At 70.9% G+C, this 23,734-nt stretch carries 24 protein-coding genes and 1 tRNA gene; 8 read left to right on the forward strand and 17 right to left on the reverse strand.

Annotated features, from left to right (window positions below; genetic code table 11):
* The first annotated feature begins 20 nt into the window (after positions 1 to 20).
* A complete protein-coding gene (locus VLY81_RS11790) occupies positions 21 to 3,248 on the forward strand; it encodes a DNA polymerase III subunit alpha (protein WP_324668390.1) in 3,228 nt (1,075 codons plus the stop codon).
* On the opposite strand, the gene VLY81_RS11795 is transcribed toward VLY81_RS11790, so the two are convergent.
* Together VLY81_RS11795 and VLY81_RS11800 are read right to left on the reverse strand one after the other, a co-directional pair.
* Complete coding sequence (locus VLY81_RS11795; protein ID WP_324668391.1) at positions 3,235 to 3,606, reverse strand: hypothetical protein; 372 nt, start codon at positions 3,604 to 3,606, stop codon at positions 3,235 to 3,237. The two genes, VLY81_RS11790 and VLY81_RS11795, sit on opposite strands and share 14 nt — an antisense overlap.
* Positions 3,597 to 4,427: a hypothetical protein gene (locus tag VLY81_RS11800; protein WP_324668392.1), complete on the reverse strand. Its 831-nt coding sequence runs from the start codon at positions 4,425 to 4,427 to the stop codon at positions 3,597 to 3,599. The genes VLY81_RS11795 and VLY81_RS11800 overlap by 10 nt, the downstream gene beginning before the upstream one ends.
* A gap of 68 nt (positions 4,428 to 4,495) precedes the next feature.
* Between VLY81_RS11800 and VLY81_RS11805 the strand changes: the two genes are divergently transcribed.
* Positions 4,496 to 6,121: an oligosaccharide flippase family protein gene (locus VLY81_RS11805; protein ID WP_324668393.1), complete on the forward strand. Its 1,626-nt coding sequence runs from the start codon at positions 4,496 to 4,498 to the stop codon at positions 6,119 to 6,121.
* Here the strand turns inward: VLY81_RS11805 and VLY81_RS11810 are convergent.
* The 6 genes from VLY81_RS11810 to VLY81_RS11835 form a co-directional block, all read right to left on the reverse strand.
* Positions 6,110 to 6,322: a YHS domain-containing protein gene (locus VLY81_RS11810; RefSeq protein WP_324668394.1), complete on the reverse strand. Its 213-nt coding sequence runs from the start codon at positions 6,320 to 6,322 to the stop codon at positions 6,110 to 6,112. The genes VLY81_RS11805 and VLY81_RS11810 overlap by 12 nt on opposite strands.
* A gap of 87 nt (positions 6,323 to 6,409) precedes the next feature.
* Positions 6,410 to 6,640 (reverse strand): hypothetical protein, encoded by a 231-nt coding sequence (locus tag VLY81_RS11815; RefSeq protein ID WP_324668395.1) that lies wholly within the window; start codon positions 6,638 to 6,640, stop codon positions 6,410 to 6,412.
* An 80-nt stretch (positions 6,641 to 6,720) separates the two neighbouring features.
* Positions 6,721 to 7,464: a DUF501 domain-containing protein gene (locus VLY81_RS11820; RefSeq protein WP_324668397.1), complete on the reverse strand. Its 744-nt coding sequence runs from the start codon at positions 7,462 to 7,464 to the stop codon at positions 6,721 to 6,723.
* Positions 7,465 to 7,488: 24 nt separating this feature from the next.
* Positions 7,489 to 7,564 (reverse strand) — tRNA-Arg (locus tag VLY81_RS11825).
* Between the two features lie 39 nt (positions 7,565 to 7,603).
* A complete protein-coding gene (locus VLY81_RS11830; RefSeq protein WP_324668398.1) occupies positions 7,604 to 8,785 on the reverse strand; it encodes a pyridoxal-phosphate-dependent aminotransferase family protein in 1,182 nt (393 codons plus the stop codon).
* A gap of 51 nt (positions 8,786 to 8,836) precedes the next feature.
* A complete protein-coding gene (locus VLY81_RS11835; protein WP_324668399.1) occupies positions 8,837 to 9,301 on the reverse strand; it encodes a PspC domain-containing protein in 465 nt (154 codons plus the stop codon).
* A gap of 121 nt (positions 9,302 to 9,422) precedes the next feature.
* Between VLY81_RS11835 and VLY81_RS11840 the strand changes: the two genes are divergently transcribed.
* Entirely contained in the window at positions 9,423 to 10,424 is a 1,002-nt protein-coding gene (locus VLY81_RS11840) for a 3'-5' exoribonuclease YhaM family protein (protein ID WP_324668400.1), read from the forward strand.
* On the opposite strand, the gene VLY81_RS11845 is transcribed toward VLY81_RS11840, so the two are convergent.
* From VLY81_RS11845 to VLY81_RS11875, 7 genes are read right to left on the reverse strand one after another with little or no spacing between them, the layout of a single operon-like run.
* Positions 10,406 to 10,762 (reverse strand): hypothetical protein, encoded by a 357-nt coding sequence (locus tag VLY81_RS11845; RefSeq protein ID WP_324668401.1) that lies wholly within the window; start codon positions 10,760 to 10,762, stop codon positions 10,406 to 10,408. The two genes, VLY81_RS11840 and VLY81_RS11845, sit on opposite strands and share 19 nt — an antisense overlap.
* A 40-nt stretch (positions 10,763 to 10,802) precedes the next feature.
* Positions 10,803 to 10,940 carry a CcmD family protein gene (locus VLY81_RS11850; protein ID WP_324668402.1) on the reverse strand — a complete coding sequence of 46 codons (138 nt, stop codon included), beginning with the start codon at positions 10,938 to 10,940 and terminating at the stop codon, positions 10,803 to 10,805.
* A gap of 12 nt (positions 10,941 to 10,952) precedes the next feature.
* Positions 10,953 to 11,648 (reverse strand): cytochrome c biogenesis protein CcsA, encoded by a 696-nt coding sequence (gene ccsA / locus VLY81_RS11855; protein ID WP_324668403.1) that lies wholly within the window; start codon positions 11,646 to 11,648, stop codon positions 10,953 to 10,955.
* 10 nt (positions 11,649 to 11,658) lie between these two features.
* Complete coding sequence (locus VLY81_RS11860) at positions 11,659 to 12,336, reverse strand: heme exporter protein CcmB (protein ID WP_324668404.1); 678 nt, start codon at positions 12,334 to 12,336, stop codon at positions 11,659 to 11,661.
* The gene (gene ccmA, locus VLY81_RS11865) at positions 12,333 to 13,079 is read right to left on the reverse strand and encodes a heme ABC exporter ATP-binding protein CcmA (RefSeq protein WP_324668405.1); all 747 of its coding nucleotides are present in this window, start codon (positions 13,077 to 13,079) and stop codon (positions 12,333 to 12,335) included. Before ccmA ends, VLY81_RS11860 begins: the two co-directional genes overlap by 4 nt.
* A complete protein-coding gene (locus tag VLY81_RS11870) occupies positions 13,076 to 13,948 on the reverse strand; it encodes a hypothetical protein (RefSeq protein WP_324668406.1) in 873 nt (290 codons plus the stop codon). Before VLY81_RS11870 ends, ccmA begins: the two co-directional genes overlap by 4 nt.
* Positions 13,949 to 13,989: 41 nt before the next feature.
* Positions 13,990 to 14,400 (reverse strand): cytochrome c maturation protein CcmE, encoded by a 411-nt coding sequence (locus VLY81_RS11875; RefSeq protein WP_324668407.1) that lies wholly within the window; start codon positions 14,398 to 14,400, stop codon positions 13,990 to 13,992.
* 449 nt (positions 14,401 to 14,849) lie between these two features.
* Here VLY81_RS11875 and VLY81_RS11880 point away from each other — a divergent pair, with 449 nt between their 5' ends.
* The 4 genes from VLY81_RS11880 to VLY81_RS11895 all read left to right on the forward strand — a co-directional run bounded on the left by VLY81_RS11880 (position 14,850) and on the right by VLY81_RS11895 (position 19,949).
* The gene (locus VLY81_RS11880) at positions 14,850 to 16,748 is read left to right on the forward strand and encodes a PrkA family serine protein kinase (RefSeq protein WP_324668408.1); all 1,899 of its coding nucleotides are present in this window, start codon (positions 14,850 to 14,852) and stop codon (positions 16,746 to 16,748) included.
* Between the two features lie 37 nt (positions 16,749 to 16,785).
* Positions 16,786 to 17,982 carry a sporulation protein YhbH gene (yhbH, locus tag VLY81_RS11885; RefSeq protein WP_324668409.1) on the forward strand — a complete coding sequence of 399 codons (1,197 nt, stop codon included), beginning with the start codon at positions 16,786 to 16,788 and terminating at the stop codon, positions 17,980 to 17,982.
* A gap of 6 nt (positions 17,983 to 17,988) precedes the next feature.
* Positions 17,989 to 19,545, forward strand: a complete 1,557-nt coding sequence (locus VLY81_RS11890) for a SpoVR family protein (RefSeq protein WP_324668410.1) — start codon at positions 17,989 to 17,991, stop codon at positions 19,543 to 19,545.
* A gap of 104 nt (positions 19,546 to 19,649) precedes the next feature.
* Positions 19,650 to 19,949 carry an Rrf2 family transcriptional regulator gene (locus tag VLY81_RS11895; RefSeq protein ID WP_324668411.1) on the forward strand — a complete coding sequence of 100 codons (300 nt, stop codon included), beginning with the start codon at positions 19,650 to 19,652 and terminating at the stop codon, positions 19,947 to 19,949.
* Here the strand turns inward: VLY81_RS11895 and VLY81_RS11900 are convergent.
* A complete protein-coding gene (locus VLY81_RS11900) occupies positions 19,937 to 20,515 on the reverse strand; it encodes a hypothetical protein (protein WP_324668412.1) in 579 nt (192 codons plus the stop codon). The genes VLY81_RS11895 and VLY81_RS11900 overlap by 13 nt on opposite strands.
* Positions 20,516 to 20,651: 136 nt before the next feature.
* Between VLY81_RS11900 and VLY81_RS11905 the strand changes: the two genes are divergently transcribed.
* A complete protein-coding gene (locus VLY81_RS11905; RefSeq protein ID WP_324668413.1) occupies positions 20,652 to 22,067 on the forward strand; it encodes a class II fumarate hydratase in 1,416 nt (471 codons plus the stop codon).
* 86 nt (positions 22,068 to 22,153) lie between these two features.
* On the opposite strand, the gene VLY81_RS11910 is transcribed toward VLY81_RS11905, so the two are convergent.
* Positions 22,154 to 23,647 (reverse strand): aldehyde dehydrogenase family protein, encoded by a 1,494-nt coding sequence (locus VLY81_RS11910; protein WP_324668414.1) that lies wholly within the window; start codon positions 23,645 to 23,647, stop codon positions 22,154 to 22,156.
* Positions 23,648 to 23,734 lie beyond the last annotated feature (87 nt).

Raw genomic sequence — 23,734 nt, forward strand, 5'->3', positions numbered from 1 at the left:
CGAGCCGGCAGGACCGGGCCATGGCGGCGGACTTCGTCCACCTGCACGTGCACACTCCCTTCTCCTTCCTGGACGGCGCCAGCTCCATCGACGCCCTGCTCCAGCGCGCCCGTGACCTGGGCATGGAGGCGCTGGCCATCACCGACCACGACACGCTGAGCGGCGTCGTCCGATTCACCCAGCGAGCACGGACCCTGGGCATCAAGCCCATCGTGGGGGTCGAGCTGACGCTGCAGGGCGGCCATCACCTGGTCCTCCTGGCCCGGGACCGCACGGGGTATGCCAACCTCTGCCAGATCGTGACCGACGCCCACCTGCACGCCCCGCGCCGCCACCCGCAGGCTCGCTGGGAGACCATCGCCCGCCATGCCCGTGGCCTCGTCGCCCTGACGGGATGCCGTCGGGGCGAGCTGGCCAGCCGCATCTTCCGCGGCCAGGTGGACGAGGCCCGACGAGCCCTGGCCCGCTACCGTGACGTCTTCGGGGAGCACCTGTTCGTCGAGCTCCAGGATCTGGGATGGCCCCACAGCCGGTGGCTGGTCCACCGCCTGGCGGAGCTGGCGAGGGAGGCGGGGGTGCCGGTGGTCGCCACCAACGACGTCCATTACGCCCGCAAGGCCGACTTTCCCGTGCACGACGCCCTGACCTGCGTGCGCACCCGCACGACCCTGGAGCAGGTGCACCCCGAGCGCCCCCTCAACGCCGAGCAGTATCTCAAGTCCGCGCAGGAGATGGCCGCCCTCTTCGCCGAGATGCCCGAGGCGCTGCACAACGCCGCGCGCATCGCCCGCATGTGCGAGGATGACGTGCTGCCCCTGGGGGAGAGTCTCTTCCCCGCCTATCCCGACGTGCCTGCGGGCCAAACCGCCACGCAGCTCTTGCGCCGGCTGGTCTACGAGGGGGCGCAGGCCCGCTACGGCCGCGTCACGCCGGCCATCCGGGATCGGCTGGATCACGAGCTGGCCATCATCGAGGCCCTGGGCGTCGCGGACTACTTCCTGGTGGCCCACGACATCGTGCAGTTCGCCCGCCAGCGGGGCATCCGCACGGCCGGGCGCGGCTCGGCAGCCGACTCGGCCGTGGCCTACGTCCTCTCCCTGACGGACGTGGACGCCATCGGCCGCGGCCTGCTCTTCGAGCGCTTCCTCAGCCTGGAGCGCGCGCAGAGGCCCGACATCGACCTCGACTTCGACGCACGCCACCGCGACGAGGTGGCCGCCTACGTCTACCGGCGCTACGGCCCCGAGCACGTCGCCTCCGTCGCCACCTACAACACCTTCCAGGCCCGGTCGGCGCTGAGGGAGATGGGCAAGGTCCTGGGCTACCCCGAGCCGGAGATCGACGCGCTGGCCAAGCGCTTCCCCCATATCCCCGCCGACGCCATCCGACGGGCTGCCGCCTCGCTGCCCGAGCTGCGGCGAAGCGAGCTGCTGCAGCCCGTTGCCGGTGCGGCTGGTCACCGCTACGAGCTCCTCTTCGATCTGGCCGAGGCGGTGGCAGGCTTTCCCCGCCACCTGGGGACCCACCTGGGCGGCCTCATCCTCAGCGCGCCCCCCATCACGCAGGTCGTGCCCCTTCAGCTGGCGGCCAAGGGCATGACGGTGGCCCAGTTCGACAAGGACGACGTGGAGGCCGTGGGCTTCATCAAGCTCGATCTGCTGAGCCTGAGGATGCTGGGCGCGGTCGACGACGCGGTCCGCCTCATCCGCCAGGGGCAGGCGGCCCCCTCGGATGGCGGCGGGCCGTCCGAGGGAGAGGCCTTCTCCTACGAGCGCATCCCCCTCGACGACGCCGAGACCTACCGGATGCTGGCCGAAGGCGAGACCGTCGGCGTCTTCCAGCTGGAGAGCCCGGCGCAGCGAGCCCTGCAGGGCCGTCTGGGTGCGCGCCACATCGAGGACATCGTGGCCAGCGTGGCCCTCATCCGGCCCGGCCCCATCAAGGGCAACATGGTGGAGCCCTTCATCGCTCGACGCAAGGGCCTCGAGCCCGTGCCGCACCTCCACCCCGTCCTGGAGCGGATCCTCGCCAAGACCTACGGCGTCGTCCTCTTTCAAGAGCAGGTCATCGAGATCGCCACGGCCATCGCGGGCTTCACGCCGGGCGAGGCGGATCGCCTGCGTCGGGCCATGACCCACTTTCGTTCGCAGCAGGAGATGGAGGCCATCGGGCAGCTCTTCGTGGAGCGGGCCCTGGCACGAGGCGTCGAGCCGGCTCTGGCCCGGACCATCTTCTCCTACATCGTGGCCTACGCCGGCTACGGGTTTTGCGAGGCCCACGCCGCGGCCTTCGCCACCACCGCCTACAAGACCGCCTACCTGTTGCGCCACCACCCCGCCGAGTTCTACGCGGCGCTGCTCAACAACCAGCCCATGGGCTTCTACCCGCCGCACACCCTGGTGACGGCGGCGCGCTGTCGCGGCGTCACCGTGCTCGGACCCGACGTCAACCGCAGCGAGGCGGACTACCAGGTGGAGCGCCTGGAGCCGACCGGGGCGCCCGCCATCCGGGTGCCCCTCAAGGTGCTGCGGGGGCTCGGGGAGGCCGGCGCTCGTCTCCTGCTCGACGAGCGTGCCCGGGGCGGACCCTACCGGTCGCTGGCCGATCTCTGCCGGCGGGTGGAGCTGGAGCGCGACGGCCTCGAGTCGCTGATCATGGCCGGCGCCCTCGATGGGCTGCACCCCAACCGCCGCGCCCTGTTGTGGGCGCTGCCCGCGATCCTGCAGAGGGCGCGCATGGAGCGGGAGCGTCGAGCGGCGACCCCCGACGAGGCGCTGCGGAGGCAGGCGGACCTGGGCCTGTCGGCCGACGCGGGAGGGTCCGGCCACCCGGCCCCGCTGCTGGAGGACTTCTCACCCTTCGAGAAGCTGGCCCTGGAGCTCTACGCGATGGGATTCTCCCCCGACAAGCACCTGCTGGCGTCACTGCGCCCGTCGCTGACCCGACGCGGCGTGCTCACCACCCAGCAGGCGCGTCGCCGTCCCCGGGGCGCGTGGGTGCAGGTCGCGGGGCTCTCCATCCGTCCGCATCGCCCGCCGACCCGCAGCGGCCGGACGGTGGTCTTCCTGACGCTCGAGGACGAGGAGGGACTCCTGGACGTGACCCTCTTCGAACCCGTCTACCAGCGCTGGGGCCACCTGATCTTCACCCGCCCGGCGCTGATCGTCACCGGCCGTCTCGAGCGGCGGGGCCGGAGCGTGAGCCTCACCGCGGCGCACGTCCGGCCCCTGGATCTCACTCCGCCTTAGGGCAGTCCGGGCACAGCCCCAGCACCCGATCCAGCATCGCGACGATGCGCTGCGTGGCGCCGGGCGGCCCCATGCGCTCCCGCCCCGTCTCCCCACGGCGCCGGCGCTCGTCGGGGGCGTCCAGCAGCCTCGCGACCTCCTGCGCGGCCTGCTCGGGCCCCTCCACCAGCACCAGGGCGTCGCCCAGCAGCCGCTTCTGCCGGAGGGCGAAGCGGCGGGTATACTGCACGCCGGAGCGAGGGAAGGCCACCACCACCCGGCCGAGGCCCGCCGCCTGCTCGTTGGCGGTGCCCGCCAGCCCCACCACCACGTCGGCACGCGCCAGCACGTCGGCGAAGCCCCTGCGTGTCAACCCCATCCGCCACCCTCCCTCGCCGTCCGCCAGCCAGCCGTCGAGGCCTGCCGCCCGCTCCGGCTCCCCGGCCGGCTCCAGCCGCCACGGCGGGCGAGCCGACTCGGGTCGGGCAACGGCCCGGCCAGCGCCGCCACCGCCTGCACCAGCGGGCGACGGGCCACGACCCGGCGCAGCACGTCGGCGATGGCCAGCAGGTTGTCGCACCAGTCACGGCGGCTGCCCGGCAGCACGCCCACGATGGGAGCCCCATCCCGCAGGCCCAGGTCGAGCCCCTCGGGGGTCAGCATGTCCATCATGACGTTGCCGAAGCTGACGGCCGGTACCCCGTGGCGCGCCAGGCTCCGGGCCGTCAGCTCGTCACGGGCGAAGACAACCCGGCACGCCCTCGCCAGGATGCGACGCTCGACCGCCAGGTGGGGGGCGATGTAGTCCGAACGGGCCGTGGCCACGAAGGCCTTGGGCACCCGGTAGGGCAGCGTCATCAGCACCGGGTAGATGTCGCCCACCAGCAACAGCGCCCCGACCCGGCCTTGCAGCCGGCGCAGGGCGTCCATCTGGCTGGCGGTCAGCGACAGGAACCCTGCCGCCACATCCCGCGCGAAGGCGCGGGGATCCTGCCACCCGAAGCCTCCGGAGGGCATGGGACGGGACCGAAAGACGGTAGGGATCCCGGCCCGGTCGTAGGCCTCTCCGGGGCCGACCAGCGGAAAGGCGGCCATGCGGGCCGATGGCCGCCGATCGGCCAGGGCGGTGGCCAGCCGGGAGGCGATGGCGTCCTCCCCGTGGCCGTTGCTGACGATCAGGAGGTCCAGCTGCGTCTCCACCCACCATCACCGCCACCGTAGCTTCGACATATCCGCAGGATCCCCCGCATAGGCATGGCCCCGTGGACATGCTGCGACGTCTCCGCCAGCTGGCTGCGACCGGCCTGCCGGCGCTCCGGCCGGGTCGTTTCGGGTGGGGGGCTGCCCAGCTCTCCCTGGCCAGCCTGGCCAGCCGGGCCATCGGCTTCATCTACTCGGCCGCCGTCATGCGGCTCGCAGGGCCCGAGGCCATCGGCCTGTTTCGGCTGGCCTGGCCATTGTACTCCACGGCCTTCACCGTCGCCACCGCCGGCGTGCCGTACGCCATGGCCAAGCTCCTGGCGGAGCAGCGCCCCGACGTCCCGCAGGGCGCCGCCACCTCTCGCCGGGTCGCCTTGCAAGGCTTCGCCCTCCTGAGCCTCACCAGCCTCGGCATCGGGGCGGTCCTGGACTGGACGGCGCCGTGGCTGGTAAACCAGGTGGGCGGCGAGCCCCGGGCTGCCTCCCTCATCCAGATCATGGCCCCCGCGCTGCCGCTGGCCTGCCTGGCGGCAGGAGCCCGGGCCGTCTTCGAGAGCAGCCGCCGCATGGGGGTCCCCGCCTCGTCGCTGCTGGCCGAGCAGGTGACCCTGTCCGCCTCGGCCCTGCTGCTGGTGACCCGCCTGAGTCGTCAGGATGCCGATCCCGCCTGGGTGGCACGGGGCCTGGCCATGGCCTCGGTCCTGGGGGAGGCCGTGGGGCTGCTGGTGCTGGCCATCGCGCTCGAACGGCTCTGGCGGCGCTGGCGCCGAGCCGCCGGGCAGGCGCCCGGCCCGACGGCGCCCGACAGGCAACAGCGCCACTGGTGGCCGAGCTCCATCGTGCACCTCGCCCTGCCCGTGACGACGGGCCGGATCCTCTCGTCGGTGGGGGGCAGCCTGGCCACCCTGCTGCTGCCCAACCGGCTGCAGCAAGCCGGCCTCACCGCCTCCGATGCGGCGGCACAGGTGGGGCTGCTGCGCGGCGTGGCGCTGCCCCTGGTGCTGATGCCCAACATGCTCAGCCTCGCCCTCATGACGACGCTGGTGCCGTCCATCTCGGCGGCGCTGGCGCGAGGCGACCGGGCCGCCGCCCGCGCCTACAGCGACAAGGCCATGGCCACGACGGTGCTCTTCGCCCTGCCGGCAGGGGCGGCTTTCCTGGGTTTGCCGGAGCTGTGGACACGGGTGCTCTACGGCGAGGAGTCGGCCGCCACGCTGCTGGTCATCTGCGCCCTGGGCGCCCCCTTCGTCTACCTGGGGCAGACGCTGGTCGGGGTGCTCCGGGGGCTGGGGCGCCCCGAGATCCCGGTGCGCAGCCATCTGGTGGGGCTGGCCATCGAGACGGGCCTCATCTGGGTCTGGGTCGCGCAGCCGCACCTGGGCATCCGGGGAGCCGCCTTGGCGACCGTGGTCGGATACGCCGTCGCCTACGCCGTCAACCAGTGGGGCGCGATGCGGGAGATCGGCACCGCGTTGCGAGCCGCCGACTTCGTGGTACCCCTGGTCGGGGCCGCTGCCGCCGCCGCGTCATCCCGCACGGTGGCCGCGGCGGTACTGGCCCTGCTGGGGGCAGGAGTCACGGCTCCCGGATGGCTGGTCGAGGCCACCGCCCTGCTGACGGGACTAGCCGTACAGGCGGGCGTCTACGGCGTGGCCCTGCGGGCATCCGCCGTCTGGCGCTGGCTATCGGCGTGAGACCGGCCAGCCGCCCTCGGGGCAGCCGCCCAGCGACGAAGGGCCGTACACCTCGTCGCCGCATGCGTAACGGTGAGCGTGCCGGTCGAAGGCGTCCTTGCAGGCGGGAGAGCAGAAGTAGAAGGCCTGACCTGCGTAGATGGCCCGCAACGGGCAGTCGGATGGGTCGACCTCCCGGCCACAGACCGGATCCCTCGCCACGGCGGCCCCTCCTCGTGTCGGCTGGCACCAGGTCATGCCGCTCCGCTCACGCGGATCATGCGCCGGGCTCGCCGCCGCGATGCCTGCTCACGCGAGGAGAAGGCCCGAGACGAAGGCGGCCATCGCACCCGCCAACGTGCCCAGCGCGGCCACGAGGAAGGCCGTGCGCCACCACTGCAGGCGCTGCTGCTGACGGTGGGTGACGAAACGAAGCCGTCGGCGCTGGAGGTAGACCTGCCGCCAGCTCCAGACGTAACCGGCGCCCGCCACCCCCAGCAACCCCAGTCCCAGGTAGGCGGCCCAAGGCACCTGCCACACCCCCGCCCGTCACCCCGCACCCCGGGCACGCTGCAGGGATGACGTGCTTCGACACAAGCCCACGAATTTCCTCTCGTGCCTCAGCTCTCCTCGACGGCGGGAGGCGCGTCGCCCTCGGCGCGAAGGGTCTCGCTGGCACCCTCGGGCGTGCAGAAGCGCCAGCAGGTCTCGGTGCCCTCCACGGGGATCCCCTCGGACTCGAAGCGGCGAGCGACCTCCTCGCCGATGGGGTTGCGACCCCGGGCCAGGAAGTCGGCCAGGTGGGCATGCAGGCACTTGACGTGCTCAGGGCGGGTGATGCCCGAGATGCCGGTATCCGCCAGGATCCAGTGCTCCCGTGGGCGCTCGGCGGAGAGGCGAGTGCGCCACTCCTCGGGCACCAGCTCCATCCGGATGCGGGCCGTGGTCCGGTGAGCATCGGCGACCGCCTCGCGCAGCGTCTCGTCGACGCTCACCAGGTGCTCGAAGCGCTCGATCTCGCCCTCCTTCTCGATGCGGTCCACCTCCCGCACCAACAGCGGGCACGAGAGCCAGCAGAGGGTGCTGTTGGGCGAGATGCGCGACGGGCCGACGAGGAGGGGCGCGAAGACGAGCACCTGCGGGTAGCCGTAGCGGCACCGACGGACGACGCCCAGCGCCAGCCGAGGCCGGTGCCCCATCTGCCGCCGGATGACGATCCGATCTTGCTCGGTGAAGGGCTCGGCGTGGATGCCCAGCTCCTCGAGACGGCCGCGGTCCTCGGGCAGCCGGTCGGGCACGGGCCGCTGATCGGGTCGAGCGGATGCGATGGCCTCCTGGCACCCCCGGTCCAGCCTGCTCGGCAAGGAGCCGATGGCAACAAAAAAGGGTGGTGCGCTCGGGGAGATTTGAACTCCCGGCCTTCGGCTCCGCAGGCCGACGCTCTATCCCCTGAGCTACGAGCGCGCCACAGCGCCCCTATTGTATGGGGACGGCCACGCGGCGTCAAGTCGCCGCTTGCCCGACCGACCCGGCCGCCGCCAGGGCGGCACCGACGTCGACGCGGACGCCCGCCCTGCGGAGCGAGGCGCCGAGGGCAGCCAGCAACTGGATGACATAGCGCAACCGGGCCGACTCGCCCATGGTGCCGATGCGCCAGACCCGCCCCTTCCACGGGCCCAGGCCCCCGCCGATCTCGATGCCGTGCTCGTGCAGCAGGGTCTGGCGGATCGGGGCATCTTCGACGCCCTCCGGCACCCAGACCGTCGTCAGGCTCGGGATGCGAAGCCCCGGCTCCCCGACCGCCAATCGTAGCCCCATCGCCTCGAGGCCGGCCCACAGCGCCCGGGCCACCTGACGGTGCCGCTCGAAGCGAGCCACCAGGCCCTCCTCGCGGATCAGCTCCAGCGCCTGGCGGAGGGCGTAGACCATGTTGACGGGCGCCGTATGGTGGTAGAAGCGCTCCTGGCCCCAATACCGGGCCACCAGACGCAGGTCCAGGTACCAGGAGTAGACGTCATGACGGCGGCGCTCCATGGTCTCCAGCGCTCGCGGCGAGACCGTCACCGGCGCCAGGCCCGGCGGACAGCTGAGGCACTTCTGGCTGCCGGAGTAGCAGACGTCGAGGCCGGTGGCGTCCACCTCCACGGGCACGCCGCCCAGGGAGGTGACGGCGTCCACCACCACCAGGGCCCCGACCTCGTGGGCCTGCGCCGCGATCTCGCGCAGCGGCTGCAGCACGCCCGTCGACGTCTCCGCATGGACCACGGCCAGGGCCTTGGGCGCGCGCCCTCGGCGCAGCGCCGCCGCCACCGCCTCCACGTCGGCGGCGTGCCCCCATGCCACCTCGACGACGTCCACCTCGGCGCCCAGCCGCCGGGCCATCTCCACCATGCGCTGGCCGAAGTAGCCAGCCACCACGACGACCACCCGGTCGCCGGGCTCCACCACGTTGGCCAGCGCCGTCTCCATGCCGGCGGTACCGGTGCCCGAGACGGGGAGCGTCAACCGGTTGGCGGTCTCGAAGACCTCGCGCAGGCGAGCCACGGTCTCATCCATGATGGCCAGGAACCTCGGGTCCAGGTGGCCCAGTGTCGGCGCGGCCATCGCCCGAAGGGTGGCGGGATGGACCAGGGAAGGCCCTGGGCCCATGAGGACGACTTGTGGCACCATCGCCAGGGGATCCACGCGCACCGCCTCCTCTGGTTATCTGGCACCCCGCTGCCCGAGCCGGTCCTCTCAGGGTCGCCCGGGCCGGCGCAGCAGGAGTAGCATCCCGAGTCCCATCAGCAACAGCGGCCAGAGCAGCTCCCAGCGCACCCACCAGAAGAGCCCAAGCTGGGCCATGAGCAGGAGCCCGCCCAGCACCACCAGGACCATCCCCAACAGGTGGCGGCGACGCCCACCGGCCCGCCCGAGCCGCAGCGTCTCGCTCAGCTCCTGTCCTGCCATGGTGGCGGCCTCCCGGATCTCCTGCACGTTCTCGTGGAGCACCTCCCGGCTCTCGCGGCCCACCGAGCGCTCCGAGGGCATGACGATGGCCAGCACGACGTAGGCGACGATGCCGAAGCCGCCCGCGAAGGCGAGCAGGACGAAGAGGAGCCGGATCAGCACCGGATCCACATCGAAGTAGCGCCCCAGACCGGCGCAGACGCCGAAGATGATCGACTCACGGCGCGGACGGAATAGGGCGTTGGCTGCCATGCCGTCGTGCCTCCCGAGCTTCCCCGTTCGACTCCAGGGGGAGCACTTCGCTGCGAGGGTGGCCGATCCTGGCGTTGACAGACGTCGGGCCCCGCCGTAGGCTCTGCGCAGGAGGGGACCGATGGCCAAGCAGCAGTGGATCGGCTCGCTGCGGCGCGGTGACGCCATCCTGGACTTCTTCGCCGCCCAGGACAAGGTGCTGGCCACGACCTCGGACAACCAGCGCCGCTACCTGCGCCTGCGGCTGGGGGATCGCACGGGGTGGCTGCCGGCCCTGGCCTGGGACAATGCCGTGCAGCTGTACGAGGCTTTCGACAACGGCGACATCGTCAAGGTCATGGGCACGGTGGAGGAGTTCCGCGGGCGTCTGCAGATCCGGGTGCACAAGCTGCGCGTGGCCACCGCCCAGGACCGCGTCGACCTCCACGACTTCCTGCCGGTGTCGCGCTTTCCCGTGCGCGAGCTGCTCGAGCGCCTCGACTCCGTCATCGACGGCGTTCAAAACCCCTATCTCCAGCACCTGCTGAGGCTGGCGCTGGGCCCCCAGGGCGAGGCCCGGGAGGCCTTCACCCGTGCATCGGCGGCCAAGGAGGTGCACCACGCCTACCTGGGCGGGCTCCTGGAACACGTGCTGGAGATGGTGGATGTGGCGCGTGCGCTCTGTGCGTTGCACCCGGAGTACACCGACCCCGACCTGGTGACGGCCGCGGTGCTGCTGCACGACATCGGCAAGCTTCAGGAGTTCGAGCAGCAGGGTCACGGCTTCGCGTACACCCGGCCGGGGGAGCTGTTGGGGCACGTCTTCTTGGGGGCGCGCTGGGTGGAGGAGCGCGCACGTCAGGTGCCGGGCTTCCCCGAGGGGCTGCTGGAGGAGCTCCTGCACTGCATCCTCAGCCACCACGGGCTGTTGGAGCACGGAGCGCCGGTGCTCCCCCGCACCATGAACGCCTGGATCGTCTACCTGGCCGACGACGCCAGCGCCAAGCTCAATCAGGTGCGGCGTCTGTACGAGCGCGCGGGCTCGGGCGGCGGGGACGGCGACGGCTGGAGCGAGTACGACCCGAGGCTGGGCATCCGGGCCTACACGGGCTTCGCCCAGGCACCTCAGGGCGAGACGGCCTGAGCGCCGCGGCGCTCGACCTCCGGCACCTGCCCTCGGGGACCCAGGTGACGGGCCCAGGCGGTGTCGAAGCCGACCCGTTCGATCCGGTAGACCTGGTCGGCGGCATCGATGAAGAGGTCGCCCGGCCGCAGCTGCAGCTCGGTGTAGAAGAGATACCTCCCGCTCTCCATCTCCCGCACCACGTACGCATGTTGAGGCTGGCGGGGCTGTGGCTCGGGCACCAACCGGGCGGCGGCACCCTGCAGTGCCAACCCGATGCCCCACAAGGCCAACGACACGACGCCGACCAGGGCCAGCAGGGCCAGCGCCCGCAACCACCGCGGGGGGACGGCACTCATGGGCTTAGTATGCATCGTCTCGGGCGGGGTCCGAGATGGCTCAGCGGCCTCCGAGCTCCTCCCGCAGCCGCCCCAGCTCCTGCTCCAGCCGGTGCTGGCGCTGCCCGAGGTAGAAGACGTACCCCAGCAGGAAGATCCAGAGCAGCACGTAGGCTACCTGGAAGAACAGCACGACCATCCCTCCCCTCCCTCAACCCACCCGCAGGCGGGACTTGAGACGCTCCAACTCGGCCCGTGTCTGCCCCGTGGCGTAGGCCAGGCTGCACAACAGCGCGTACAGCAGCGTAAACGCCGCCACGCTCACCAGCAACGTCAGCAGCATCTCGGGGGCGATGCGGATGTCGCCCGGCGCCAGCACCTGCGGGTGGATGGTGCGCCACCAGCGGATCGACAGGAAGACGATGGGCACGTCGACGAAGGCGACGATGCCGAAGACGGCGGCCAACCGACCCCGCCGCTCCTCGCCCGGGATGGCCGAGCGCAAGACCAGGTACCCCACGTACAAGAACCACAGCACCAGCGTGGTGGTCAGCCGCGGGTCCCACGTCCACCAGACGTTCCAGACGGGCCGGGCCCAGAAGATCCCCGTCAGCAGGGCGATGGAGGTGAACAGCACGCCCACCTCGGCCGATGCGCCGGCCAGGGTGTCCCAGGCCATCTGCCGCCTCCACAGGTAGGCCACACTGGCCACCAGCACCACGAAGAAGGCCAGGAAGGCATTCCAGGCGGAGGCGACGTGGAAGTAGAAGATGCGGGAGACGACGCCCATGGTGCGCTCGTTGGGCACCCACACCAGCACCAGGTAGAGGGCCACCGCCATGACGGCGGCCGTGACGACGAAGAGCCCCTGGCGACGCCCCTTGGACTCGGTCGGCACGCGGCTCACCCCATCCTCCTCAGGCTTCCAGCAGGAATCGAAACAGCAGCTGCGGCAGGGCCAGCATCACGACGTCGTAGACCGCCAGCAGTCGCACCCACCGCATCCACTCCGCGGGGGCCTCACCGGCCATCAGGGCGGCGGTGGCCTCGACCGCGCCGATGGCCACCGGGATGGCCACCGGCAGGAGCAACAACGGCAGCAGCAGCTCGCTGGCGCGTGCGCTGGCGGCCACCGCCGCCAGCAACGTGCCGACGGCCACGTAGCCCACGGTGCCCAGGGCCAGCACCGCCACCAGCCAGGGCACCGGGCCCGCCACGCTCGCCCGGAAAAGGGCCATCAGCACCGGCACCTCCACCAGCTCGACGGCTCCGGTGAAGAGCAGGTTGGCGAGGAACTTGCCCGCGTACACCTCCTCGGGCTCGGCGGGCGAAGCCAGGAGCCCCGAGAAGGCGTCGGCAACTCGCTCCGTGGCCATCGACCTCCCCAGGCCCAGCATGCCGGCGAAGAAGACGGTGACCCACAGCACCCCCGGCACCACCATCCGGGCCTGGCCAGCCGCCGGGTCGAAGGCGAAGCTGAACGTGAGCACCGCCAGCAAGGCGAAGACCACGGTCGTGCCGGCGGTCTCGCGGCTGCGCAGCTCCGCCCGCAGATCCTTCCAGAAGATGGCGTAGACACGGCTCCAGAAGGTCATGGGCGCACCCGTCCTCCGACGTCCGGGGCGCTGGCCTGCTCCACCAGCTCCTCCAGCGAGCGCACCAGGGCGGCCCCGTCGACGGCCCGGTCCACCTCGGGCGGGCGCAGCTCGTGACGGATGCGGCCCGACGTCAACACGCAGAACCGCTGGCAGATGCCGACCACCTCGTCGGGCCGGTGCGAGACCACCACCACCGTCCGGCGCGCCGCCACCAGCTCCGCCAGGATCTCCCGCAAGAGGCGCACCCCCGCGCGGTCCAGGCCCGTGAAGGGCTCGTCCAGCAGGTAGAGCTCCGGTTCGTGCAACAGCACGCGCGCCAGGGCCAGACGCTGGATCATTCCCCGGGAATAGGTGCGAACGGGATCCGAGGCGAAGGCCCACAGGCCGACCCGCCGCAGCAGGGACTGGATGCGGGCCCCACGGTCGGGCACGCCGTAGAGGCGGGCCCAGAAGTGGAGGTTCTCCTCGGCGCTCAAGTTGTCGTAGAGGAAGCCCTGGTGCGCCAGGAGGCCGATGCGGCGGCGCAGCTCGGGGCTGGTGCGGTCGACGGGCACCCCCGCGATGAGGATGCGCCCGCGGTCGATGCGGATCAAGCCGGCCAGCGCCCGCACCAGCGTGCTCTTGCCGGCGCCGTTGGGCCCGAAGAGCGCCACGGCCTCACCGGACTCCACCGTCAGATCCAGGCCGGCGAGCACCGGCCGCCCACCGAACGACTTGACGACACCCTCGGCCTGGATCACGGCCGCTCCGCACCGCCCGGGGCCGATGGGGCCGCCGCCGGCCCCGAGGAGGCGGGTCGGCCCTCGTCGGCCAGCCGCTCCATCAACTGGCGTCGCAAGGCCTGGTAGCGCTCCGTCTCCAGGTAGCCCGCCGCGTGCTCGGCGTCGAGGGTCAGCAGAGCCTCGACCATCCGGCGGCGAGCCCGCAGGCGGCTCCCCGCCCGCCAACGCCACGCCACCAGACCCGCCAGGCCGGCCAGCCCCGCAGCGAGGCCGGCCCAGGCCCACCAGGGCCACGCCGCGCCGGCCGGGCCCGGCCGCATCCGCACCGCCAGCAGCACCGGCTCGCCCGCCGGCAGCCCTTGTCGCACGAACCCCCGGTAGGTCTCGCCCTCCAGCTGGACCGACCCTGTCTCCTGCGCGCCTGCCACGGATGTCTCGAGGTCGGCGTGCATCATCAAGAAGAGGGCCTCCACCGCGAACGGGCGGCTCAGGGCCCAAGGATGCGGCAGGGAGGCCACCGGCACCCGGTAGGCCACCGCCACGGTGGCCGACGGGCCCCCCTCGGCCGTCTCGGCGGCGTCCCAGGCGACCTCGCCCTGCACGTGGTCGGGGCCGGCCTGGACCGTCCCCTCCCGGAAGCCGGCCAGCACGCGCAGCCCCTCGTAGCCCGGCGGCAGCGGCACCGAGAAGCGCCCCGACCCGGCTTGGAGCGACGCCGGGTGCAGCCGCAGGACGTCGAGCACCTCCAGCGTATCCGAGGGCGAGCCACCCGGCGTGACGACCAGGTGCTCCAGCGAGACGGCGACGTCGGGCTCCCCCGACCCCGCGCCCGACGGCCCGGCCGCGGCCACGCCGCCGGGCGCGAGCAGGATCGCGACCACAATCACGATGGCCCGCAGACGCCCTGGCATGCTCTCCCCGTCACCCTTCACAGCTTGGAGACGTCCACCTCGTACCGGGAGGGGCACTGCACCATCAGCGTGCTGGCCTCCACCGCACGCCCGTCGGGGCTCAGGCGCCCCTCCACGATGACCGTGCGGCCGTCCTCCAGCCCGTCGGGGCGGGTGCCCTGGTAACGCACCTGCAGGGATCTCGTCGGATCGGACTCGTCGTGGATGGCGAAGGAGAGCGCCAGGCGCGCCATCTCCCACTCGATGGAGCCGCCCTGCACCACGCCCTGGACGCGCACCGGGCGCCCTTGCATGGCGGCGGCCTGCGCCTGCGCCTCGGGGATGGTCAGGTAGTAGGCCCCTGCGGCATCGATGGCCATCAGGATCGAGTAGCCGAGCGCGGCCGCGACGGCGACACCGGCCAGCCCCACCCAAACCCTGCGACGCACCTCTGGCTCATGCTCCCCTGTGCCGGCGCGCCCCGTCGGGGGCCGCGCCTTCGTCCTCCCCATTATAGGGGGGGCCACCGGGGCACGGCAACGAAACCGCCGTGCGCCTTGCATACATTCGTGCAACCCCTGGCAGGCGAGGCGGCGATGGCCTATAATGTGAGCACCAGCCACCTCGGCTGGTGCCTCGTCTGCGGGCCGTCTCGGGTTCGCCTGCCTCGAACCTTACAAGAGAAAGCCCGACGCCAGAGATCGCCTCATCGGCTTCACCGAGTCGCGCGCACGAGACCCGACCGCTCTCTTGACGTGCGACTCTTTTTGCATCTTCATGCATCCCCATACAATCGCCGGCGCGCATGCCGGCACACGGCCCCTCGAGAGACTCCGGCCTCAGGGTCGGCATCCGGACCCGGGTGCATCGGATCCCGACAGAGGAGGGTGAGCGAGTGGTGAAGATCCTCCAGGAGCTGGAGCGATACCGTCAGCAGGAGCTGGCCCTCCATTGGGAGGGCACCTTCGCGGACTACCTGCGAATCGTCAAGGCCAACCCGCGGGTGGCGCAATCGGCCCATGCCCGCGTCTACAACATGATCGTCTCCCACGGCGTGGAGGAGGTCAACGGCGTCAAGCGCTACCGCTTCTTCGAGCGGGAGCTCTTCGGGCTCGACCGGGCCCTGCAGCGCCTGGTCGAGGAGTACTTCCACGCCGCAGCGCGCCGCCTCGACGTGCGCAAGCGCATCCTGCTGCTGATGGGCCCTGTCAGCGGGGGCAAGTCCACCATCGTGACCATGCTCAAGCGGGGCCTCGAGGCCTACACCCGTACCGACGAGGGCGCTCTGTACGGCATCAAGGGTTGCCCCATGCACGAGGAGCCCCTCCACCTCATCCCGGCCCCCCTGCGCCCCGAGGCGGAGCGGGAGCTCGGGGTCCGGATCGAGGGCACCCTGTGCCCCCAGTGCCAGCTGATGGTGCAGGAGGAGTACGGCGGGCGGGTGGAGGAGGTGCCCGTGGAGCGGGTCGTCTTCTCCGAGGAGCGGCGGATCGGCATCGGTACCTTCACGCCGTCGGACCCCAAGAGCCAGGACATCTCCGAGCTGACCGGCAGCATCGACTTCTCCACCATTGCCCAGTACGGCTCCGAGTCCGATCCGAGGGCGTACCGGTTCGACGGGGAGCTCAACATCGCCAACCGGGGGCTGATGGAGTTCCAGGAGATGCTCAAGGTAGACCAGAAGTTCCTCTGGCACCTCTTGAGCCTCTCCCAGGAGGGCAACTTCAAGGCGGGCCGCTTCGCGCTCATCTCCGCCGACGAGGTCATCGTCGCCCACACCAACGAGGAAGAGTACCGGGCCTTCATCGCCAACAAGCGCAACGAGGCCCTCCACTCCCGCATCATCGTCATGCCCATCCCGTATAACCTCCGGGTCAGCGACGAGGTGCGCATCTACGAGAAGCTGATCCGCCAAAGCGACGTCATCCGCGACGTGCACGTGGCGCCGCACGCGCTGCGGGTCGCCTCCATGTTCTCCGTGCTCTCCCGGCTCAAGGAGTCCAAGAAGCAGGGCATGGACCTGGTCAAGAAGATGAAGCTGTACGACGGCGAGGAGGTCGAGGAGTTCAAGCCCAAGGACGTGGAGGAGCTGAGGGCTGAGCACTCCAACGAGGGCATGAGCGGCGTCGACCCCCGCTACGTCATCAACCGGATCTCCAGCGCCCTCGTCACCAAGGGCACCCGCTGCATCGGCCCGTTGGATGTGCTCAGGGCGCTCAAGGAGGGGCTGGACTCCCACCCCTCCATCACCGACGAGGTGAAGGAGCGGCTGCTCTCCTTCATCGCCATCGCCCGGCGGGAGTACGACGAGACCGCCAAGAAGGAGGTGCAGAAGGCCTTCGTCTACTCCTACGAGGAGGCCGCCCGCACCCTCTTCGACAACTACCTGGACAACGTGGAGGCCTACTGCCACTGGCAGAAGCTGAAGGATCCGGTGACGGGGGAGGAGGTGGAGCCCGACGAGCGCCTGATGCGCTCCATCGAGGAGCAGATCGGGGTCTCGGAGAACGCCAAGAAGGCCTTCCGTGAGGAGATCCTGATCCGCATCTCCACCTACGCGCGCCGCGGCAAGACCTTCGACTACCGCTCGCACGAGCGTCTGCGCGAGGCCATCGAGAAGAAGCTCTTCGCCGACATGAAGGACGTCGTGCGCATCACCACCAGCACCAAGACCCCCGATCCCGACCAGATCAAGAAGCTCAACGAAGTGGTGCGCCGCCTCGTCGACGAGCACGGCTACTGCGAGGTGTGCGCCAACGAGCTGGTGCGCTACGCGGGCAGCTTGCTCAACCGCTGACGCCACGGCCCGCGTGGCGCCGAGGGGGAGTCCGGCGATGCGCGAAGCTGGCTTCGTCATCAGTCGTGAGGATTGGTCCCTGCACCCCAAGGGCCGGCTGGACCAGGCCCGTCACCAGCAGAAGGTGAAGGAGGCCATCCGCCGCAACCTGGCCGACCTCGTGGCGGAGGAGAGCATCATCCTCTCCGACGGCAAGAAGGTCGTCAAGGTGCCCATCCGGACGCTGGAGGAGTACCGCTTCCGCTTCGATCCCGGCAAGCAGCGCCACGTCGGCCAGGGCAGCGGCGACGAGCGCCCGGGCGACGTCGTGGCCCGGGAGACCGGCGGCTCGGCCCCGGGGCGGGGGCCGGGCGCCGGCGACCAGCCCGGGATCGACTACTACGAGGCCGAGCTGTCGGTCGACGAGCTGGCCGAGATGATCTTCGAGGACCTGGGACTTCCCAATCTGCAGCAGAAGCGCAAGCCCGAGCTGGTCTCGACGGGCCACGAGTTCAACGACGTGCGGCGACACGGCGCCATGGCCAACCTCGACAAGCGCCGCACCCTGATGGAGGCGTTCCGCCGCAACGCCCTGCGGGGCCGTCCCGCCTTCCATCCCATCACGCCCGAGGACCTGCGCTTCAAGACCTGGGACGAGGCCCTGGAGATGCAGGCCGCCGCCGTGGTGCTGGCCATGATGGACACGTCGGGCTCGATGGGCACCTTCGAGAAGTACATCGCGCGGAGCTTCTACTTCTGGATGGTGCGGTTCCTGAGGACCCGCTACCGGCAGGTGCAGATCGCCTTCATCGCCCACGACACCCGAGCCCGCGAGGTGAGCGAGCAGGAGTTCTTCACCAAGGGAGAGAGCGGCGGCACCAAGTGCTCCTCGGCCTACGAGCTGGCCCTGTCGCTCATTCAACAACGCTACCCGCCGGACCAGTACAACATCTACGCGTTCCACTTCTCCGACGGCGACAACTTCCCCTCCGACAACGCGCGCTGCGTCAAGCTGGTGCAGGAGCTGCTGGCCTGCTGCTCGGCCGTCGGCTACGGGGAGATCGTCAACAGCCGGTACGCCACCGACAGCACCCTCATGTCGGTCTACGGCAAGATCGACCATCCCCGCTTCGTCAGGGTCACCATCCGGGAGAAGTCCGACGTCTACCCGGCCCTGCGGGCCTTCTTCCGGCGCCAGGCTACCGACCTGGCGGCGGCCGCGATGGTCGGCGCGCCAGCCGGTCCCTGGAGGTGAGGCACGATGACCGACCGGGAGCTGTTGGAGCTGGAGCGGTGGACCGAGCGCCTGGTGCGACGGGCCCGCGCCGAGGGGCTCGACTTCTACGAGATGCGCTTCGAGGTGGTGCCGGCCGACGTCCTCTACTCCGTGGGAGCCTACGGGATGCCCACCCGGTTCTCCCACTGGAGCTTCGGCAAGGCCTTCCACCGGATGAAGACGGAGTACGACTACAATCTGAGCCGCATCTACGAGCTGGTGGTCAACTCCGACCCGTGCTACGCCTTCCTGCTGGACGGCAACACCCTGGCGCAAAACAAGCTGGTGGTGGCCCACGTCCTGGCCCACAGCGACTTCTTCAAGAACAACTGGCGCTTCGCCGGCACCTCCCACTTCATGATGGACAACATGGCCGCCCACGCCGAACGGATCGCCCGCTACGAGTTCCGCTACGGCAAGGAGGCCGTCGAGCGTCTCCTGGACGCGGCCCTGGCACTGGCGGAGCAGGTGGACCCCCACCCGGTGGGGCCGCCCTCCAAGCCCGACGACGAGGAGCAGGAGGCCCGGGCCGGCGCACCCGCCCGCCCTTCCACCCCCTACGACGACCTGTGGGAGCTGGACCGGCTCCTGGGGCCGTCACCGGAGGACCAGAGCCGCACCCCCGCGACGCCGGCGACGCCCCGACCCGGACGCCGGCCCCTCCAGGGGAGGGCGGTCGGCTTCGCGCCCCCGGGCCGGGAGGCGGGCCGCCGGGCCGAGGGCCAGCGCGACTCCCTTCCCCGACCGGCAGGTGCCCGACGCCACCCTGTCCGGCCGGAGAAGGACCTGCTGCGCTTCATCATGCAGCACTCCGAGTACCTCGAGGCGTGGCAGCGCGACGTCCTGGCCATGGTGCGCGAGGAGGCCCTCTACTTCTGGCCCCAGATCGAGACCAAGATCATGAACGAGGGGTGGGCCACGTACTGGCACGCCGTGTTGATGCGGGACGAGGAGCTGGGCGAGGCCGAGGCGCTGGAGTTCGCGCGCATGCATGCCGGCGTGGTCCAGCCCCATCGCCTGCAGCTCAACCCCTACCTGCTCGGGTGGAAGATCTTCCAGAGCATCGAGGCGCGCTGGGAGCACCCCGGCGAGGAGGACCGCACCCGGCTCGGGCTGCCGGGAGGGCAGGGGCGGGAGAAGATCTTCGAGGTCCGCCAGCTGGAGACCGACGTGGGCTTCATCCGCAACTACCTGACCCGCAGCCTGGTCGAGGAGCTCCACCTCGTCACCCTGGTGCGCAGGGGCGACGAGTGGCAGGTGGAGAGCACCGGCTGGCAGCAGGTGCGCGACGCGCTGGCGGCGCGCCTGGCCAACGGGGGGATCCCCGTCATCGTCGTGGAGGACGGCGACTACGACGGCAAGGGCGAGCTCTTGCTGCGGCACCAGTACGACGGCCAGGAGCTGGACCTCCACCATCTGGAGCGGACCCTGCCGTACGTCTTCGAGCTGTGGGGACGTCCCGTCCACCTGCTGACGGTGGTGGAGGGCAAGCAGACGCTCTTCAGCTACGACGGCGAGTCGCACCAGCGCACGGTGGCCTGAGCGCCCCGCGGCTCTTTAGGTGGACTAACCCCTCGTTCGCAGGAGTCGGCACCGGGCGCCTTGAATCCCAGTCTTTGCCGGGGGTTGGGGAGGTGCCGCAATCGGTGAGCTTGACAGGCAGACGCGGGCGCCCGGGGCGGAGGGGCGCACGAGGCGAGGACGACCTGACCACCCTCCAGCGCTACATCCTGGCCTACCTCCGCAGAGTCAACGCCTCGTATGCCCGTCCGGTGCGGTCGGCCGAGCTCGCCCAGCAGTTCAACATCACCGACTCGTACGCCCGTGAGCAGACGCGTCCGCTGGTGGTCCGGGGGCTGGTGGCGGTCCGGGGCGGCCCCAAGGGAGGCTACTATCTGGCCGGCAACGTGACGACGGTGCCCAAGGCACCGGGTCAGGGGGCCTGAGTCTCCCCCTGGCTGCCGAGCTGGGCCTCCAGCTCCGAGAGCTGGCGGCTCAGGCTTTGAATCTCCTGGCGTGCGGTCTGCAGGACGAACTGGAGCCGCCGGCGCTCCTCCTCCGTGGAGCTCTCCAGGAGGGGACGGGCCGTCCGGTAGACGTCGAGGGCGAAGTCGATGCGCTGCCGCAGCGAGGCTACGGCCTCCTCCAGGCGCTGGCGGCGGCTCTTGACGCCGTCGGCCGCCACCTTCTGATACCAGTCCGGCTCGTGCCCCCAGGGGAAGTCGACGCGCACGTAGACCTCGTCGTCCCGCCCCGCCACCAGGTCGACGAAGGCGATGGGGTGGAGGATGGCCTGCCCGTCGACGTGCCCTCGGAACGGCACGCGGGGCCAGACCCGGGAGTCCAGCGAGAGCTGCACCCCGATGCCCGCCCCCTCCAGATCCTTGACGAACTCGAGCCGGTCGACGGCTCCGGCCAGGAAGCCGAAGAGGACCAGCAGCGGCCCGTCCGGGCGCAGCACCATGGCGATGCGGCGCAGGGCCTCGAGCTTCGCCTGGCGGTCCACTTGCATCCCCCCGCGGGTGGTCCCACCTGCTTATTTTACCCGGTACGAAAGGGGAGACATGTCCCTTTGCCAGGCCCGGCCACGGCCGATAAGCTTATGGGCGGTGCCACCACATGGGTCGAGGCCCGAGGGGGAGAGAGGCATGGCAAGGGGCTTCCGGGTCGAGCGAGACTCCATGGGCGAGATGCAGGTGCCCGAGGACGCCTACTACGGCGCATCGACGCAGCGAGCGGTCCTCAACTTCCCCATCAGCAAGCTCCGGTTCGGACGGGGCTTCATCCAGGCCCTGGGGCTCATCAAGCAGGCCGCCGCCCAGGTCAACGAGCAGCTCGGGTTGCTGCCGCCGCGCCTGGCCAGTGCCATCGCCCAGGCGGCCGCCGAGGTGGCGGAGGGCAAGTTCGATGACCAGTTCGTGGTGGACATCTTTCAAACCGGCTCCGGCACCTCCACCAACATGAACGCCAACGAGGTCATCGCGACCCGCGCCGCCGAGATCCTGGGGGAGGCCCGGGGCTCCCGGGCGGTCCATCCCAACGACCACGTCAACATGTGCCAGTCGAGCAACGACGTCATCCCGGCGGCCATCCACGTCGCCGCGGTCCTGGCCATCACCCGCGAGCTCTTGCCGGCTCTGCGCCGGCTGGAGATGGGCTTGCAGGCCAAGGCCGAAGAGTTCTGGCCCATCATCAAGATCGGCCGCACCCACCTGCAGGACGCCACCCCTATCCGCCTGGGGCAGGAGTTCAGCGGCTACGCCAGCCAGGTACGCCACAGCATCCGGCGCATCGAGGCGGCCCTGGAGGACCTGCGGGAGCTCCCCCTGGGCGGCACGGCCGTCGGCACGGGCATCAACGCCCACCCCGAGTTCGCCGCACGGGTCATCGCCCGGCTCAGCGAGTTGGCCGGCGAGCGCTTCGTGGAGGCCGAAAACCACTTCGAGGCGCAGGCCGCCAAGGACGCCGTGGTCCAGGCCAGCGGCGCCCTGCGCAGCACGGCCGTCGCCCTCATGAAGGTGGCCAACGACATCCGCTGGCTGGGCTCGGGGCCCCGGTGCGGCATCGGCGAGCTGCTCATCCCCGCCACCCAACCCGGCTCCTCCATCATGCCGGGCAAGGTCAACCCGGTCATCGCCGAGTCGCTCATGATGATCTGTGCCCAGGTGATGGGCAACGACACCACCGTCATGATCTGCGGGCAGCACGGCAACTTCGAGCTCAACGTGATGATGCCCGTCATGGCCCACAATCTGCTGGAGTCCATCGAACTCCTGACACGGGGTGCGGTCAACTTCCAGGAGAAGCTGGTGGCGGGTCTCCAGGCCGACCGCGAGCGCTGCGAGAGCCTGGTGGAGCAGAGCCTGGCCATGGTGACGGCGCTGGCGCCGCGCATCGGCTACGACCGGGCCGCCCAGCTGGCCAAGCGCGCCTACGAGAGCCGCCGCACCATCCGCGCCGTCGCCCTCGAGGAGGGCGTCCTGCCGGAGCAGGAGCTGGCCGCGCTGCTCGACCCGGAGAGCCAGACGCGGCCGGGGCTCGAGGCGGCCAGCGCCGGCGGCTGAGCGGAGCGGCGGCGCCTCGGGGCTGGATTGGCGCCCCGCCGGCGGCGGCGGTGCCGGCGGGCGCATGCCGCGGCCCGGGGCCGGCCTCATGAAGGCGCCTGCGGGATGTCGATCTGGGCCCGCTGCAGGCGGCCGCTGAAGTCGACGTAGATGCTCTTCCACTCTGTGTAGAAGTCGATGGCGGCCCGGCCCGCCTCCCGGTGTCCGTTGCCCGTCTGGCGCATGCCCCCGAACGGGAGGTGCACCTCGGAGCCGATGGTGCCGTGGTTGACGTAGACCAGCCCGGTCATCAGGTCTCGCATGGCCCTGAAGGCACCGTTGACGTCCCGGGTGTAGATGGCACTGGACAGCCCGTAGCGGACCCCGTTGTTGATCCGGATGGCCTCCTCGAGGCTGCTCACCTCGATGACGGCGGTCACCGGCCCGAAGATCTCCTCCTGTGCCACCCGCATCTCCGGGCGCACCTCGACCAGGAGGGTGGGCGCGTAGAAGAAGCCCCTGGCCAGGGGGCCCTCGTCGACGATGCGGCCCCCCGTGGCGACGGTGGCGCCCTCGCGGCGTGCCTCCTCGACGTAGCCGTGGATGCGCTCGAGGGCCTGCCGGTTGACGACCGGCCCGACGTCGGTGTCGGGGTCGAGGCCATCGCCCAGTCGCAGCCGCCGGATGCGCTCCACCAGCTTGGTCACCAGCTGGTCCTTGATGGCCCGATGGGCCAGCACCCGGCTGGCCGCGGTGCACCGCTGGCCCGACGTGCCCAACGCGCTCCAGACGACGCCCTCCACGGCCAGGTCCAGGTCCGCGTCGTCCATGACGATGATGGCGTTCTTGCCGCCCAGCTCCAGGTGCACGCGCTTGAGCAGCGGGGCCGCCGTCGCGTTGACGTGGACCCCGGCCTCGTTGGAGCCGGTGAAGGTGATGACGGGCACGTCGGGATGGGCCAGGATGGCATCGCCCACCGTGCCGCCCGGGCCGTAAACCAGGTTGACCACCCCGGGAGGCACGCCCGCCTCCTCCAGGATCTCCACCAGCCGGTGGGCCAGGATGGGCGTGTCGCTGGCCGGCTTGAAGACGACCGTGTTGCCGCAGATGAGGGCTGGCATGATCTTCCAGCTCGGGATGGCGATGGGGAAGTTCCAGGGGGTGATGACGCCGACCACGCCGATGGGCTCGCGGACCGCCATGGCCATCTTGTCGGGCATCTCCGCCGGCACCGTCTCCCCGAAGAGGCGCCGCCCCTCGCCGGCCATGTAGTAGGTCATGTCGATGGCCTCCTGGACGTCGCCCCGGGCCTCCATCAGCACCTTGCCCATCTCCTGGGTCATCCGGCGCGCCAGTTGCTCCTTGCGTCGCCCGAGCAGCTCCGCGGCGCGGAAGAGGATCTCCCCCCGCCGGGGGGCGGGCATCCTGCGCCAGGCATCGAAGGCGTCCCGGGCGGCCTCGACCGCGGCCTGCACGTCCTCGCGGTCGCCCAGCGCCACCTCCCCCAGCACCTCGCCGGTAGCGGGGTTGACGCTGGTGAAGCGCCGCCCGCTCCTGGCCTCGACCCACCGGCCTCCGATGTACATCGGATAGAAGTCCATGGCCATCGCCTCCCGTCGCCCGGCCTTGCAAGGGACGGCCGGCCCGCCTAGAATACGCTTTCAGGGGTCCGGCTCCCTTGACCTGTG

The organism is Limnochorda sp. LNt, assembly GCF_035593265.1.
GTDB lineage: Bacteria > Bacillota > Limnochordia > Limnochordales > Geochordaceae > Geochorda > Geochorda subterranea.

Excerpts from the sequence above, each read along its gene's own strand:
- VLY81_RS11790 (WP_324668390.1), top strand. The coding sequence starts at position 21 with ATGGCGGCGGACTTCGTCCACCTGCACGTGCACACTCCCTTCTCCTTC.
- VLY81_RS11795 (WP_324668391.1), bottom strand. The coding sequence starts at position 3,606 with ATGGGGTTGACACGCAGGGGCTTCGCCGACGTGCTGGCGCGTGCCGAC.
- VLY81_RS11805 (WP_324668393.1), top strand. The coding sequence starts at position 4,496 with ATGCTGCGACGTCTCCGCCAGCTGGCTGCGACCGGCCTGCCGGCGCTC.
- VLY81_RS11835 (WP_324668399.1), bottom strand. The coding sequence starts at position 9,301 with ATGGCAGCCAACGCCCTATTCCGTCCGCGCCGTGAGTCGATCATCTTC.
- VLY81_RS11840 (WP_324668400.1), top strand. The coding sequence starts at position 9,423 with ATGGCCAAGCAGCAGTGGATCGGCTCGCTGCGGCGCGGTGACGCCATC.
- VLY81_RS11845 (WP_324668401.1), bottom strand. The coding sequence starts at position 10,762 with ATGAGTGCCGTCCCCCCGCGGTGGTTGCGGGCGCTGGCCCTGCTGGCC.
- VLY81_RS11850 (WP_324668402.1), bottom strand. The coding sequence starts at position 10,940 with ATGGTCGTGCTGTTCTTCCAGGTAGCCTACGTGCTGCTCTGGATCTTC.
- VLY81_RS11860 (WP_324668404.1), bottom strand. The coding sequence starts at position 12,336 with ATGACCTTCTGGAGCCGTGTCTACGCCATCTTCTGGAAGGATCTGCGG.
- yhbH (WP_324668409.1), top strand. The coding sequence starts at position 16,786 with ATGCGCGAAGCTGGCTTCGTCATCAGTCGTGAGGATTGGTCCCTGCAC.
- VLY81_RS11890 (WP_324668410.1), top strand. The coding sequence starts at position 17,989 with ATGACCGACCGGGAGCTGTTGGAGCTGGAGCGGTGGACCGAGCGCCTG.
- VLY81_RS11900 (WP_324668412.1), bottom strand. The coding sequence starts at position 20,515 with ATGCAAGTGGACCGCCAGGCGAAGCTCGAGGCCCTGCGCCGCATCGCC.
- VLY81_RS11905 (WP_324668413.1), top strand. The coding sequence starts at position 20,652 with ATGGCAAGGGGCTTCCGGGTCGAGCGAGACTCCATGGGCGAGATGCAG.
- VLY81_RS11910 (WP_324668414.1), bottom strand. The coding sequence starts at position 23,647 with ATGGACTTCTATCCGATGTACATCGGAGGCCGGTGGGTCGAGGCCAGG.